This is a genomic window from Streptomyces geranii (genome assembly GCF_002954775.1).
Lineage (GTDB): Bacteria > Actinomycetota > Actinomycetes > Streptomycetales > Streptomycetaceae > Streptomyces > Streptomyces geranii.
The window spans coordinates 118275-132229 of record NZ_PJME01000008.1 but is presented as its reverse complement, the minus strand read 5'-3'; the positions used below and the strand labels follow the sequence as shown (position 1 = coordinate 132229).

Here is a 13955-nt window from a genome sequence, read left to right as displayed (position 1 = left end):
GACGAGCCGTAACCGGGAGACACCCACGATGGCCAAGAAGCGACCCCAGACGAAGGCCTCGCGGCCCCAGCTGTCCGACCGCGAGATCCCGGTTGTCGGCGCCCGCGAGCCCTGCCCCTGCGACAGCGGGCGGCGCTACAAGGCCTGTCACGGCCGGGCCGCCGCACACGCGGTGACCGAACTGGTGCACCGGCCCTTCGAGGGCCTGCCCGGCGAGGGCGACTGGGTGGCCCTGCGCGAGCTGGTCCCCGCCGCCACCGTGGAACTGAACCTCAAGTCCGGCCTGCCCGACGGGGTTCCCTCGGTCACGCTCGCCACCGTCCTGCCGATGGCCTGGCCCGCCCTGCGCCGCGACGACGGCTCGGTCCTGCTCGGCCTGCAGAACGACACCTCGTCCGGCGACATCAGCCGCGACCTCGCCGACACCCTCCAGCGCGCGCTCACCGCCGAGCCCGGTACGCCCGTCCAGGGCCGCCGCGCCCCGGCCGAGGGACCGCGGCTGCAGGATCTGCTCGACCCCGAAGGCGCCTTCGAGCCAGTTGTGCACACGGGCTTCGAGTTCTGGGTGCCGGACGCGGAGAACGCGACGGCGGACGTCACCGCGTCCCTGGAGCGGGCCAACGACGCCGCGATCCCGACCGTGAAGCTGACGGGCGTCGACGCCGCCTACTGGTGCGAGACCCCGGACAAGAACCACCTGCGCTGGGTGATGCCGCACGGCGAGGAGCAGCTGCTCGACGCCCTCGCGCGGCTGCACGCGGCCGGGCGGTCGAGCCTCGGCGAGGGCACCCGACTCGTGGGCTCCTTCCGCGCGCACGGCCTCACCGTCCCGGTGTGGGACCTGCCGACCGGCGTGACCGCGGAGGACGTGGAGAAGCCGGCCGCCGAGTTCGCCGAGCGCCTCGCCGGCGCGCTGGCCTCGGACGCCCCGCTCACCCCGGACGAGCGCCGCGCGCGCGGCGGCCTGACCAACCGACAGGTGACGCTCAGCTGACGCACAGTCGGACCCACAGGCGGAGGCACAGGTTCCGCCCGGGTGACTCCTGTCACAACTCCCCATGAGAACAGGGGAATCGGTGTCCGAATAGCCGAGATCGAATTTGCGAACAGCCGATCTCTTGTTAGCGTTGCAGTAGCCCGGTTGCTGGTGCATCCCCCGTCGCCAGCAACCGGGTCTTTCTGTGCCCGGACTCCGGCGCGGTGCTCTGTACGGAACCGCGCCCTCCGTCAACTCCCCTCAGGAACCCCGGAGTTGCTCCCCGCACGCAGCAGCAGCGGCCCCTGTCCGGCCTCCCCCGCGGCCCCCGCGCCCGCGAACTCCGCGACCGCCGTGTAGGCCCCCGGCTCGCCCGTGGCACGCTCCCTGGGCGTCTCGCACACCCCGGGCTCGTCCTCCGCGCCCACCGCGCAGCGCAGCTGCACCGTGCGGGCGCCGGGTCCCATGAGGCTCAGCACGGAGAGCAGTTCGCGCCCGGTCGCGTTGCGGTAGTAGGTGCGCGCCCAGGTCTCCTCGCCCTGCGACAGCACACAGGTCTGTGCCTCGATGCCGTCGGGCGAGGTGAGTTCGGGACCGCAGCGGGCGGCCGTGGCGAGGCCCAGGCCCAGCAGGGGGGTGCCGGTGGGGTCGGCGGCGGGGGCCGTGGTGGGATCGGCGGCCTCCCGTGCCTTGCCGTCGCCGGGGCCCTGCCGAGGGGCTTCTCGCGGCGTCAGGGAGAGCAGGGCGTCGCGGTCCGCGTCGCCCACGGGCCCCGCGGAGGCCACGGCCAGCGGAAGCGCGACCGTGAGCGCCACGACGCCCGAGAGCGCGAGCAGACGGAGATTCATGAAAGCGAAGATAACGACAGGGGACGGGCGCCCGGTTGCCCGCGCGCCCGACACCCCTACAACTCGGGTGCGCTCACACCCGTACGAGTGAGGGCCTCGACCACGGCGTCCACCACGGCCTCGACATCCGGCACCCAGGGCGAGGCCGAGCCGGGGAGCGGTTCACGCTCCCAGCTGACCCGGCCGAGGCCGGTCTCGGACGGGGGCAGTGCGATGTAGCCGCCCTCGCTGTGGAAGCGGAGGGAGCCGGGGACGAAGTCCTTCGCGTAGAGCAGTTCGCCCAGTTGTTCCATCGTGTAGGGCTTCACGAGCAGCGACCAGCGGGTGGGCGCCGCGACGACCGGGCCCAGGCGCATGCCCATGCGGTCCAGGGCGCCGAGCGCGCGGGCGGCGGCCGGGGCCGGCAGGCTGACCGCGCACGGGGCGGTGCCGCCGGTGGCCAGGATGATGGGAGCCGTCGGCCGGTTCGTCCACCACCAGCGCACCATGCGCTCGTCGGTGGTGGCCGCGAGCAGGCCGGGGTCGAACGGGTGGGCGCCGGGAACCGTGCACTCCGGGTCGGGGCAGCCGCAACGAGCGCGCCCCTGGGGATCCGGTGCCACGCCCGGTAGTACGGGCCACTGCCATTCGGCCGCGAACGTCAGAGCCGCGCCGAGCACTTCAGGCTTCTTCCCGCCGTCACGCCGGGACAGGAACCTGCGTCGCCTTCCGAGCCTTCCGAGGATCTCGCGCATGAGCGCTCGTTCCTTTCCGTTGCACGCCTGGCAACACCGTGGGCCACTCACACCATGTGTCGATCACTTGACTGTGCGTACCTTTTGCGTACCTTTTGGCGCATCACGCCCCGGTAAGAGGCAAGGGGCAGCCCCCTTGTGCGCCGAGCGCCGAGCGTTGGCTACGTCCGCGTCCATACTGCGTTGATCAAAAGCATGGGCATGGCGCGGGGTGGCGGAGTCTGGCGTTTTGCCGTCCCGCGTATTTCTCTCCGCCTCCGCCAAGGGAGGATGGGGCACGGTCGTCAGTGGTTAAGACGCCCGGGTCCGTCGCCAGGTTCCGGGCGGTTGCACAACCACCCCTGGCCTTCACCGAGTACGTACCCACCGAGACCGCTGTGACGCTCCGTCGAACCAGGCCAGTCGACCGCAATAACCCGCTACCCGAGTCAGTTTTAGGCCAACTTTGCTTTTTCGCAAGGGGACCCCGGGAAACCCATGGACACCAGGAATCCCGGCAGGACAATGCTGGACATCCCCTCACGAGTGCGTGTACATGTGGAGACACTGCTAGCGGCGCAGAATCACATGGGGGTTTGCGATGCTATTGAGCAATACGTGCCGGTCGGAAGGCCGGACACCATGAACGCCCCTCACCTCCCGAAAGTGGCCGGAATCGATTCAACGGTTCCCTCACCGGCACACACTGTCGCGCCCGCGCCCGTAGTCCCGGACACCTCTGCGGACACACCCGCGCTGACCTGCCCGAACGGCCCCGGCATCCTCCTTCAGGACCGGCTCGCCGGATGGGTGTCCGACCTCACAACACTGCATGAGCTGACCGAGCGACTGGCCCGCACGGCGTCGCTCGCCGACGCGCTCCAGGAGCTGCTGCGCGCCGGAGCCGCCCTCGTGGGCGCCCGGCGCGGTCTCGTCGTCCTGGAACCCGGTGACGGCCTGGGCCCCGACACCACCATCGGCCTGGGCCTGGCCCGCGCGGACCTCGGGCACATCGAGACCATCCCGCGCGGCTCGATGCCGTACGGCCGCCTCCTCGACACGGCGGCGGGGCTGCCCGGCGGCGAGAGCGAAATCACACACCCGGACCTCCTCGCGGAGGACGGTCTCGACCCCCGCCACCGTGAGGTGGCCGCCCGTCTCGGCTACGCGGCGAGCTACGCGCTCCCCCTGTCCACCGAGTCCGCGGGCCGCCTCGGCGCGGCCGTCTGGCTCTACGACGAGCCCGCGGAGCCGGTCGAACGCCAGCGCCATCTCGTCGGCCTGTACGCGCGGTACGCGACCGAGCACCTGGCGCGACTGGTCGAAGTCGAGCGCACGCGCGCGTGCGTGAAGACGATCTCCGAGGAGCTGCTGCCCGCCCGGCTGCCCCGGGTGGCAGGCGTCCAGCTCGCCGCCCGGCACCGCACGGGCCCGCGCGGCGGCGGCGACTGGTACGACGCGCTGCCCCTCCCGGACGCGTCCCTCGGCCTCGCCGTGGGCGCGGTGACCGGGTCCGGGCCGAGCGCCGTCGCCGCGATGGGCCGGCTGCGGGCCTCGCTGCGCGCGTACGCCGTGATGGAGGGCGAGGACCCGGTAGCCGTCCTCTCCGACCTGGAGCTGCTGCTGCGGCTCACCGAGCCCGCCCGCTGCGCCACCGCCCTGTTCGCCTACTGCGAGCCCGCGCTGCGCAAGATCACACTGGCCGGCGCCGGGCACTGCCCGCCCCTGGTGATCGGCGAGCGGCGCACGGAGTTCGTGGAGACCACCGTGTCGGCACCGCTCGGGATGCTCGCCTGCTGGGAGGCGCCCAGCGTGGAGTTCCGTACGGAACCCGGAGAGACGGTTCTGCTCTACACCGACGGGCTGCTGCACCGTACCGGCGACCCCGTCGACCGGGCCTTCTCACGGCTGCACGCGGCTGCGGCGAGCGTGCCCAAGGGGCTGCGGGACGATCCGGGCGCGGTCGCGGACCACGTCCTGCGCAGCATGCTGCCGGACGACGTGGACGCGTCGGACGGTCAGGAGGACGTCGTCCTGCTGGCGGCCCGCTTCGAGTGAGCGGCCGGTCGCCCCTCGCGCCTCTGGGCCTCGTTCCGTACGACCGTACGATGGACGAGGTCCAGTGCCGTATCTAGGAGGATGACCGTGGCGGAGGAGCTTCCGGCGACCCCGGAAACCGAGTCCGAGGAGCCCATCAAGCAGCGGAAGAACGGCCTGTACCCGGGCGTCTCCGACGAGCTGGCCGAGAGCATGAAGTCCGGCTGGGCCGACACCGAGCTGACGGACCTCGCGCCCATCGCGCAGGCCGCGGAGACCGCCGCCCGCCGTGCCGCGCTCTCGGCGCGCTTCCCGGGCGAGCGGCTGGTGGTCCCGGCCGGGAATCTGAAGACCCGTTCGAACGACACGGAGTACCCCTTCCGGGCCTCGGTCGAGTACGCGTACCTGACCGGCAACCAGACGGAGGACGGCGTCCTCGTCCTGGAGCCGGTCGCCGCCGGCGGGCACAAGGCGACGATCTACCTCCTCCCGCGCTCCGACCGCGAGAACGGCGAGTTCTGGCTCTCGGGGCAGGGCGAGCTGTGGGTCGGCCGCCGGCACTCGCTCACCGAGGCCGAACAGGTGTACGGCATCCCGGCCTCGGACGTGCGCGAGCTGGCGGACGCGCTGCGGGCGGCGACCGGTCCGGTGCGCGTCGTACGCGGGTTCGACGCGGGTATCGAGGCCGCGCTGACCGACAAGGTCACCGCCGAGCACGACGACGAACTGCGCGTCTTCCTCTCCGAGGCCCGGCTGGTCAAGGACGAGTTCGAGATCGGCGAGCTGCAGAAGGCCGTCGACTCGACCGTGCGCGGGTTCGAGGACGTGGTCCGCGTCCTCGACAAGGCCGAGGCGACCAGCGAGCGCTACATCGAGGGCACCTTCTTCCTCCGCGCGCGGGTCGAGGGCAACGACGTCGGCTACGGCTCCATCTGCGCCGCCGGGCCGCACGCCTGCACGCTGCACTGGGTGCGCAACGACGGGGCCGTGCGCTCCGGCGAACTGCTGCTGCTGGACGCGGGCGTCGAGACGCACACGTACTACACGGCCGACGTGACGCGGACGCTGCCGATCAACGGCACGTACACCGACATCCAGAAGAAGATCTACGACGCGGTGTACGACGCCCAGGAGGCCGGGATCGCGGCGGTGCAGCCCGGCGGCAAGTACCGGGACTTCCACGACGCGGCGCAGCGGGTGCTGGCCGAGCGGATCGTGGAGTGGGGGCTTGTCGAGGGGCCTGTGGAGCGGGTGCTGGAGTTGGGGTTGCAGCGGAGGTGGACGCTGCACGGGACCGGGCACATGCTCGGGATGGACGTTCACGACTGTGCGGCGGCGCGGGTGGAGTCTTATGTGGACGGGGTTCTTGAGCCGGGGATGGTGTTGACGGTCGAGCCCGGGTTGTATTTCCAGGCTGATGATCTGACCGTGCCTGTGGAGTATCGGGGGATCGGGGTGCGGATCGAGGACGACATCCTCGTGACGGAGTCCGGGAACCGGAACCTTTCGGCTGGGCTTCCTCGGCGTTCTGATGAGGTTGAGGCTTGGATGGCTCGGCTCAAGGGTTGAGTTTTGGCTGCGCGTCAGCTGTGGCTGGTCGCGCAGTTCCCCGCGCCCCTGGGTGGGCTGGTGCGGGCCGGCGTCTAGGAAGTCACCGGGAGAGCGTCCAGGAACAAGGCGCCCGCGAACAGGCCCGCGCTGCCTCTTGGGCTCCAGCCGCGTGTGTGGAGGTCGGTGTCGAAGGCCGTCAGGGCCTTGGCGCCGGCCTCCGTCGACGTTCCGCCCGCTTCCAGGATTTCGCGGGCGCCCGCCTGGACGTGGCGTAGGCCGTGCGGGCCCGCTGTGTACAGGAGTTCGGTGTCCTGGAGGGTCGACATGACCGTCAGGAGGGCGTCCAGGCGGGCCTCCGCCTCCGTCGCGCCGGTCGAGCGGGCGGTGGCCAAGGCGTCCAACGCCCGTCTTACGTGCGGGAATCCGGCCCTCGCCTCGCCTCGGGCGCCGGCCGCGCCGTACTTCGCCGACACCGAGGAGCCCCGGGAGGGTCTGCGCGGGGCGCGTTTGTCGGGGTGGGAGGCGATCTTCTTGGCGGCGGCAGCGACGTCGCGTGCCTTGGCCCCGGGGTCCAGGGCCGCCGCCGCGACCAGCAGGCCGAGCGCCCACAGGGCGCCCCGGTGGCCGCCGCCCGCCAGTGCCACCGAGTGCTCGGTGGAGCGGCCGATCGCGCCCAGTTCCGTACGGAGCGCGGGCGTCGGTTCGCCGGTGCGGCGGGCCGCCGCCGCCATCGCCGCGAGGCCGGGCGCGAGCGCCTTGGCCGACCAGCGCAGAGCGAGTTGGTCCTTGCGCGTGACACGCGCGTCGAGATCGCGCGGGTCGGGCAGGCCCGGCTTGGGAGCCAGGGCCAGCTGCCCGGTCAGCGCGTCCACGGCGGCCAGCGCCAGCGCCTCGTCCTCACGGCTGCTCATGGCCGTACCTTACGAGGAGGCCGTGGCGGAGGGTGAGGCACTTTCGGTCGGAGCGTCCGTCGGGGGCGTCCCGGTCGGGGCGTCGCCGCTCGGGGGCTCGCCGCCTCCGCCGCTGCCCGCGCCCGTGTTCTCGGCGTCGGGGTCGATGCCCAGGGTGATGAAGCCCTTGTAGCCCTTGGAGACGTCCTTCTTGTGGACCGGCTTCAGCGTGAGGAGTCCGCTGGACGCGCCGCCGCCGTCGTAGACCATGTCGTTGTCGAGGGTGGTGTAGCTGCCGGAGTGCTGGGAGTAGGGCTCCAGGGCGAAGATCGCCTCGGCCGCGTCGTCGGGGAAGAAGAACTGGCCGGTGTAGTTGACCTTGCCGCCCTCGTAGGTGCCGTCCTCCTTCGCGCCGCCCGTGTGCACCTTGACGTGGATGTGGCAGGTGCGCGGGGTGTACCAGCCGGGGAAGATCGTCTCGAACTTGACGACCCCGTTGGCGTTGGCGATCTGGTAGCCGCGCAGGTAGGTGTTGTCGTTGGCGGTGGAGCCGTCCTCGCTCTCGGCGGGGGCCGAGCCGCCGGGGTTGGCGGTGGTGTAGCCGGAGTAGTAGCCCCAGGCGTCGCAGTGCCAGATCTCCACAGCCGCGCCGGCCACCGGGCCGCAGGACTCGGTGGTGTCCTGGACGGTGATGCGCAGGGTCAGCGGGACCCCGGCTTTGCCCTCGGTGATGTCTTTTCGCACCAGCGCGTTGTCGAGGTAGTACGGCCCCTCCGTCACGCTCGACATGAGGACGCAGGTGCCGCTGCTCTCGCTCGCGGTGGCGGACGCGGTGGCGTCGGCCGTCGTCGTGGTCGTCGCGTCGTCCGCGAAGGCCGTCTGGTAGCCCGCGACCGCGAGTCCGCCGGCGGCGACCGTGCCTCCGGTCACCGCGAGAGCGCGGCGCCGGGTGATCGTGGTGTCCTTGTGGTTTCCCGTCATGAACAGGAAATTAGGGACGCCGTCCATCAGGATCATGGGCGCGGGCTGAGAGCTGCCTGTGAAGCGCGAGAAAGCTGAAGTGACCGAGCGTCAGACAGCCATCAGCGGTGCGTCCTTGCGCCACTTGAGCATCTTGTCGAAGCTGACCACCGCGCCGCCCCGGCCCGGTTTGTTGCCGATGGTGACGTGGTCGGCGAGTTCCTCGATCAGCGACAGTCCGCGGCCGTGCTCGGAGTCGTACGGGACGGACGCGACGGGTACCGGGCGGCGCGGGGGCTCCGCCACTGTCGGACTCGCCGTGCTCGCGGGGAAGCCGGGGCCCGAGTCGGCGACCTCGATGCGGCACTTCTCGCCGTCGAGGTACGCGGTGACGCGATAGGCCCCGAGGGAGTCGCCCTGCGCGGTGTCACCGGCGTGTTCGACGGCGTTCGCACAGGCCTCGCTGAGCGCGAGGGAGAGGTCGTAGGAGATGTCCGGGTCTACGCCCGCCGTCTCCATGGTGCCCAGCAGGAGGCGTCTGGCGAGCGGAACGCTCGCAGCCTCGCGCCGCAGATGGAGTGACCACCAGATGCTCATGCTCCAGCCTCCAGGCCGCGGCTCGACATACCTGTACGTATTGCCGCGAGTGCCGGTGTGTAAGCACGCAGTTGACGTGATGCCGCCCATACGGGGGATGCGCTGCGAGCTGCAATCGGTGTATGTGGGGCGTTGATTGGCAGAAGTTTCCTTCCGCTTGTACCCGGCCGTACGGGGTGTAATCCGGCCGTACACCACCTTGTGGACCTGCCGTATGGGTGCCGTGGGGCCAGTGCGATGATGAGCCCGCCATGACTGCCCGCCGCCGGCGCACAGCGCCCTCCGGAAGCACGGTCCGGATGCTGAGGGCCGCGGTGTTCGCCGCGGTCTGTGTCGTGCTGGCCGGCGCCGGGCACACCCTGGCCTCCTGCGCCGCCGTCCCGCTGTGGACCCTGGGCGCCGGTTTCCTCGGGGTCCTGGCGTGCGCGGCACCGCTCGCCGGACGGGCCCGTTCGCTGCCGGGCATCGTCGCCCTGCTGGCCGTCGGCCAGACGGTCCTGCACACGCTGTTCGGGCTCGGACAGCACACCACCGCCTCGGTGACCGCCGCCGCGTCGGCCTCGGCGTCCACGGCCGCCGCGACGGACACCGACCTGGTCGCCCGCGCCGCCCGGCTGCTGTGCGGTGCGCCGCTCGCCGCGATCAGCCCGGCCCAGGCCCAGCGCATCCTCACCGACGCGCGGATCGGCACGGGCGGTACGGGAGTCGCGGGCGGTTCCGGCGGCACGGGCGGCATGGTGATGGGTTCCGGCGCGGACATGGGGTCCATGGGCCACTCCGCGGACGCTCTCGCCTCCGCCACCGGGATTCCCGCGTCCCTGACCTCCGGACTGCCCTCGCTGCCCATGCTGCTCGGTCACCTCCTCGCGGCCGTCGTCACGGGCTGGGTGCTGCGGCGCGGCGACCTGGCCCTGCTGCGGCTGATGCGGCTGTCGGCGCACGGAGTGGCCGAGGGGGCGCTCGTACGCTCCCTGCGCGGGGCGCTCGCGCTGGCGCGCGCACTCCGTACCGGTCTTGCGGGTACCCCGGACACGGCACCGCAGGCCCCGCGCGCGTGCACCCTCGTACCGCCGCGGCCACCCGCCGCCGCGCTCCAGCACTCGGTGATCCGGCGCGGTCCGCCCGCCGCCGCTCTCGTGCTCGCCGCCTGACACGGCGCGACCGCTCCCCGTCGGTTTCCCAGGGTCCTGTGATCCGGGGGTCCGAGGGCCGGAGGAAGGCCGCCGTGGTGCGGCACACACGCGCGTGTGCACCGTTCCGCCCGCGCGTCCCCTTCCCCTCCTGTCTCTCGCATGCCCCTCGCATGCCCCTCGAACCGAAGTGGAGCGCCTTCCGACATGAAGGTTTCCCGTATCGCCGCCGCCGGTGCCCTCGCCGGCGCCACCGTCCTCGTCCTCTCCGGCCCCGCCTTCGCGCACGTCAGCGTGTCCGCCGAGGGCACCGCCGCCAAGGGCGGTTACGCGACCGTCAACTTCAAGGTGCCGAACGAGCGCGACAACGCCTCGACCACCAAGCTGGAGGTCAGCTTCCCGACCGACCACCCGCTCGCCTCGGTGATGCCGGAGCCGGTCGCGGGCTGGACCGTCAAGGTCACCAAGTCCAAGCTGGCCACCCCGGTCGAGCTGCACGGCGAGAAGATCTCCGAGGCCGTCTCCAAGGTCACCTGGACCGCAGCGGGCAAGGGCATCGAGCCCGGCTTCTTCCAGAAGTTCCCGCTCTCCATCGGCCAGCTGCCCGAGGACGCCGACGAACTGGTGTTCAAGGCGCTGCAGACGTACTCCAACAAGGAGGTCGTCCGCTGGATCGAGGTCCAGGCGGACGGCGCCGAGGAGCCCGACAACCCGGCTCCGGTGCTCGCCCTGTCCGCCGCCACCGGGGACCACCACGGCGGCTCCGCCACGGAGGAGACCGAGGCGGCGGCCTCCGCGGAGCCCGCCGCGAAGACCACGACCACCGCGGCCGAGCCCGCCGACAGCGGCGACACCACCGCGCGCGTGCTGGGCGTCGTGGGCATCGTCGTCGGGGTCGCGGGCGTGGCGTTCGGCGTGCTGGCCGGCCGTCGCCGCACCGCCGCCTGACCCTCGCTCACCCTCCGGTGCGCGCCGGGGGCGTGCGGTTCTCCCGTACGCCCCCTCCCGGTACGACGCCTTCCCTGTACGACCTCTTCCCGGTACGGCCCCGCCCGCCGGCGCACCGGGCCTTCCACGAACCACACCTTCGGGACATCTCCTTATGCGCAAGAAGCTGTTCGCCGCGTCCGCCCTGCTGGTCGCGGCCACCCTGACCCTCTCCGCCTGCGGCAGCGGCGACTCCGACAACCAGTCCGTCGCCGATGTCTCCGTCGAGGCGGGCTCCGACAAGGCCGCCACGATCCTCGACCAGCCGTTCGAGAAGCCCGACCTGGTCCTCACCGACACCCAGGGCAAGCCGTACGACTTCCGCGCGGAGACCAAGGGCCGGCCCACGCTCATCTACTTCGGCTACACCAACTGCCCCGACGTCTGCCCGCTGACGATGAACAACATCGCCGTGGCCAAGAAGCAGCTGTCCAAGGCCGACCAGGACAAGCTCCGCATCGTCTTCGTCACCACCGACCCCAAGCGCGACACCCCGGCCGAGCTGGGCAAGTGGCTCAAGGGCATCGACCCCCAGGTGGTCGGCCTGACCGGCGACTTCGCCACCATCCAGGCGGGCGCCCGCACCCTCGGCATCTCCATCGAGCCGACGTCGAAGGACAAGAACGGCAAGACGATCTCGATGCACGGCACCCAGGTCATCGCGTTCTCCCCGAAGACCGACGGCGGCTACGTCCTCTACGGCGAGGACGCCACCGTCGACGACTACACCAAGGACCTCCCGAAGATCATCAAGGGGCAGAACCCGTGAGGCGCGTCCCCTCGGTGACGGCCGCGGTGCTCGCGGGGGCGCTCGCCCTCACCGCGTGCGGCGGTTCCGACTCCGACGGCTCCTCCGACGGCGCCGGACTGTCCGTCGGCTCCGCCTACATGCCCCAGCCCGTCTCGGACACCATGGCCGCCGGGTTCCTCGTCATCACCAACAAGGGCGCCGCCGGTGAGGTGCTCACCCGCGTCACCAGCGAGGTCGCGGGCGAGGTCACCGTGCACAGGACCGTCGGGCAGACCATGGAGGAGGCCGAGAGCCTCGACATCCCGGCCCACGGCGAACTCGTCCTCCAGAGCGGCGGCGACCACCTGATGTTCGAACAGCTCAAGCGCAAGCCGCGCGAGGGCGAGAAGGTCGCCGTCCAGCTGCACTTTGCCAAAACCTCGCCGATCACCGTCGAGATGCCGGTGAAGTCCGCGACGTACAACCCGAAGACCGGACACTGAGACCGAGGGAGGGACCACCGTGACACAGACCATCGCCCCCCGCGTACGCCCCCTGGTGCTGCTGTTCCTCGCGCTCGCCGCCGCACTGCTCACCGGGCTGGCCGGCGCCGCGCCCGCATCCGCACACGCCGCTCTGATCGGCAGCTCCCCCTCGCAGGGAGTGGTGGTCGACAAGGCCCCCGACCAGGTGACGCTCACCTTCTCCGAGAAGATCGCGTTCTCCGACGGCGCGTTCCGGGTGCTCGACCCCAAGGGCAAGCGCGTCGACACCGGCAAGGCGGCCGAGATCAGCGGCACGACCTACGGCGTCCCGCTCCACTCCGGACTGCCCGACGGCACCTTCACCGTCGCCTACCAGGTCGTCTCGGCGGACAGCCACCCCGTCGCGGGCGCCTTCACCTTCTCCGTCGGCGCCCCCTCCGTCACCTCCGTCTCGGTCTCCGACCAGTCGGCGGGCGGCGGAGTCGTCGGCGCCCTCTACGGCTTCGGCCGGTACGTGTCGTACGCGGGCTTCATCGTCATGGTCGGCGGCGCCGCCTTCGTCCTCGCCTGCTGGCAGCGCGGGGCCGGTGTGCGGGCGCTCCAGCGGCTCGTGGCCGCCGGATGGCTCGCGATGACCGCCGCCACCCTCGCCCTGCTGCTGATGCGCGGCTCGTACACCGGCTCCGGCAAGGTCGCCGACATCTTCGACCTGAGCCTCCTCGCCGACGTCCTCCAGACCAAGACCGGCGCCGCCCTCGTCTCCCGCCTGCTGCTGCTCGCGGCCGGCGCTCTCTTCATCGCGGTCCTCTTCGGGGCGTACGCCAGACCGGACGAGGACGACGAAGCGGAGGACGCCGGCCTCGGCGAGGACGACCGCACGGAGGAAGAGGAGGCCGAGGAGGCGGCGTACCGCGCCACCGCGCGGCGCGACCTCACCTTCGGGCTCGCCATCGGCGGCGGTGTCGTGGCCATCGGCCTCGCCGCCACCTGGGCGCTCGCCGAACACGCCTCGACCGGGCTCCAGGCGGGCATCGCGATGCCCGTCGACGTGATCCACCTGGTGGCCGTCGCCCTCTGGCTCGGCGGGCTCTCCGCCCTCCTCGTAGCCCTGTTCCGGGCACCCGCCGACGCCCCGATCGAGGGCTCGGCCGTACGCCGCTTCTCCCGCCTCGCGTTCGGCAGCGTGCTGGCGCTGGTCGCGACCGGCATCTACCAGTCCTGGCGCCAGGTCGGCTCCTGGTCCGCGCTCACCGGCACCTCGTACGGGCAGCTGCTGCTCGTCAAGATCGGCCTGGTCGTCGTCCTCGTCGGCCTCGCCTACATCTCGCGCCGCTGGACCGCCCAGCTCCCGGAGACCGCCGAAGCCGTCGAGACGGAGGCCACGGAAGATACGGAGCACGAGAGCGCCGACGCCGAGAAGGAACCGGTCGCCGCGGGCGCCGTCGCGGGCGGGGACACCAAGCGTGCCGCCCAGCTCGCCCGGCAGCGGGCCGCCGTCGACACCGCGCGCGTGAAGCGGCTGCGCGACGCCGACCCCCTGCGCACCGGGCTGCGCCGCTCGGTGCTGGCCGAGGCGGGCGTCGCCGTCGTCCTGCTCGCCGTCACCACCGTGCTGACGTCCACCGAACCGGGCCGTACGGAGGAGGAGGCCAAGGCGGCCACCGCGGCCTCGGCCTCGTCGTCCGCCGCGGACTCCGGGGCCGGGACCGGCGCGCTGACCCTGGACATGCCCTTCGACACCGGCGGCCAGGACGGCAAGGGCCTCGCCCGGATCGACATCAACCCCGCCCGGGTCGGCGGCAACGTCATGCACGTCTACGTGGAACGGCCCAACGGCCGCGCCTTCGACGTGCCCGAGGTCAAGGTCGCCTTCACCCTCACCGCCAAGAAGATCGGGCCGCTGACCGTGAACCCGGACCACGTCGCCACCGGCCACTGGACGGCGAACGCGGTACAGATCCCCATGACCGGCACCTGGAAGATCGCCGTGACGGTGCGGACCTCCGACATCGACCAAGTGACCGTCACCAAGAACGCGCAGATCGGCTGAA

Annotated in this window: 13 protein-coding genes; 8 read left to right on the top strand and 5 right to left on the bottom strand. The window is 71.8% G+C overall.

Annotated features, from left to right (window positions below; genetic code table 11):
- Nucleotides 1-28 precede the first annotated feature (28 nt).
- Nucleotides 29-994 carry a DUF5926 family protein gene (locus CW359_RS14335; RefSeq protein WP_105970311.1) on the top strand — a complete coding sequence of 322 codons (966 nt, stop codon included), beginning with the start codon at nt 29-31 and terminating at the stop codon, nt 992-994.
- A 233-nt stretch (nt 995-1227) separates the two neighbouring features.
- Here the strand turns inward: CW359_RS14335 and CW359_RS14330 are convergent, their stop codons facing one another.
- The gene (locus CW359_RS14330) at nt 1228-1824 is read right to left on the bottom strand and encodes a hypothetical protein (RefSeq protein ID WP_105970310.1); all 597 of its coding nucleotides are present in this window, start codon (nt 1822-1824) and stop codon (nt 1228-1230) included.
- A 56-nt stretch (nt 1825-1880) separates the two neighbouring features.
- Nucleotides 1881-2558, bottom strand: coding sequence for a bifunctional DNA primase/polymerase (locus CW359_RS14325; protein ID WP_105970309.1), 678 nt, complete (start codon nt 2556-2558; stop codon nt 1881-1883).
- 504 nt (nt 2559-3062) lie between these two features.
- On the opposite strand from CW359_RS14325, the gene CW359_RS14320 reads away from it, so the two are divergent.
- Together CW359_RS14320 and CW359_RS14315 are read left to right on the top strand one after the other, a co-directional pair.
- Nucleotides 3063-4595 (top strand): PP2C family protein-serine/threonine phosphatase, encoded by a 1533-nt coding sequence (locus tag CW359_RS14320; protein ID WP_105970308.1) that lies wholly within the window; start codon nt 3063-3065, stop codon nt 4593-4595.
- Between the two features lie 81 nt (nt 4596-4676).
- Nucleotides 4677-6143, top strand: coding sequence for an aminopeptidase P family protein (locus CW359_RS14315; protein WP_105970307.1), 1467 nt, complete (start codon nt 4677-4679; stop codon nt 6141-6143).
- Between the two features lie 74 nt (nt 6144-6217).
- Here CW359_RS14315 and CW359_RS14310 read toward each other — a convergent pair whose 3' ends face one another.
- From CW359_RS14310 to CW359_RS14300, 3 genes are all read right to left on the bottom strand, one after another.
- Entirely contained in the window at nt 6218-7036 is an 819-nt protein-coding gene (locus CW359_RS14310) for a triphosphoribosyl-dephospho-CoA synthase (RefSeq protein ID WP_105970306.1), read from the bottom strand.
- A 9-nt stretch (nt 7037-7045) separates the two neighbouring features.
- Complete coding sequence (locus CW359_RS14305) at nt 7046-7996, bottom strand: intradiol ring-cleavage dioxygenase (protein ID WP_105970305.1); 951 nt, start codon at nt 7994-7996, stop codon at nt 7046-7048.
- Nucleotides 7997-8086: 90 nt separating this feature from the next.
- Entirely contained in the window at nt 8087-8572 is a 486-nt protein-coding gene (locus CW359_RS14300; protein WP_105970304.1) for an ATP-binding protein, read from the bottom strand.
- Nucleotides 8573-8823: 251 nt separating this feature from the next.
- On the opposite strand from CW359_RS14300, the gene CW359_RS14295 reads away from it, so the two are divergent.
- The 5 genes from CW359_RS14295 (at nt 8824) to CW359_RS14275 (ending at nt 13954) form a co-directional block, all read left to right on the top strand.
- Nucleotides 8824-9723, top strand: coding sequence for a hypothetical protein (locus CW359_RS14295; RefSeq protein WP_105970303.1), 900 nt, complete (start codon nt 8824-8826; stop codon nt 9721-9723).
- Between the two features lie 186 nt (nt 9724-9909).
- The gene (locus CW359_RS14290; protein WP_105970302.1) at nt 9910-10650 is read left to right on the top strand and encodes a YcnI family copper-binding membrane protein; all 741 of its coding nucleotides are present in this window, start codon (nt 9910-9912) and stop codon (nt 10648-10650) included.
- A gap of 154 nt (nt 10651-10804) precedes the next feature.
- Nucleotides 10805-11458: an SCO family protein gene (locus tag CW359_RS14285; protein WP_105970301.1), complete on the top strand. Its 654-nt coding sequence runs from the start codon at nt 10805-10807 to the stop codon at nt 11456-11458.
- On the top strand, nt 11455-11922 hold the full coding sequence (locus CW359_RS14280) for a copper chaperone PCu(A)C (RefSeq protein WP_105970300.1): 468 nt from the start codon (nt 11455-11457) through the stop codon (nt 11920-11922). Before CW359_RS14285 ends, CW359_RS14280 begins: the two co-directional genes overlap by 4 nt.
- A 19-nt stretch (nt 11923-11941) precedes the next feature.
- Complete coding sequence (locus tag CW359_RS14275; protein WP_105970299.1) at nt 11942-13954, top strand: copper resistance CopC/CopD family protein; 2013 nt, start codon at nt 11942-11944, stop codon at nt 13952-13954.
- Nucleotide 13955 lies beyond the last annotated feature (1 nt).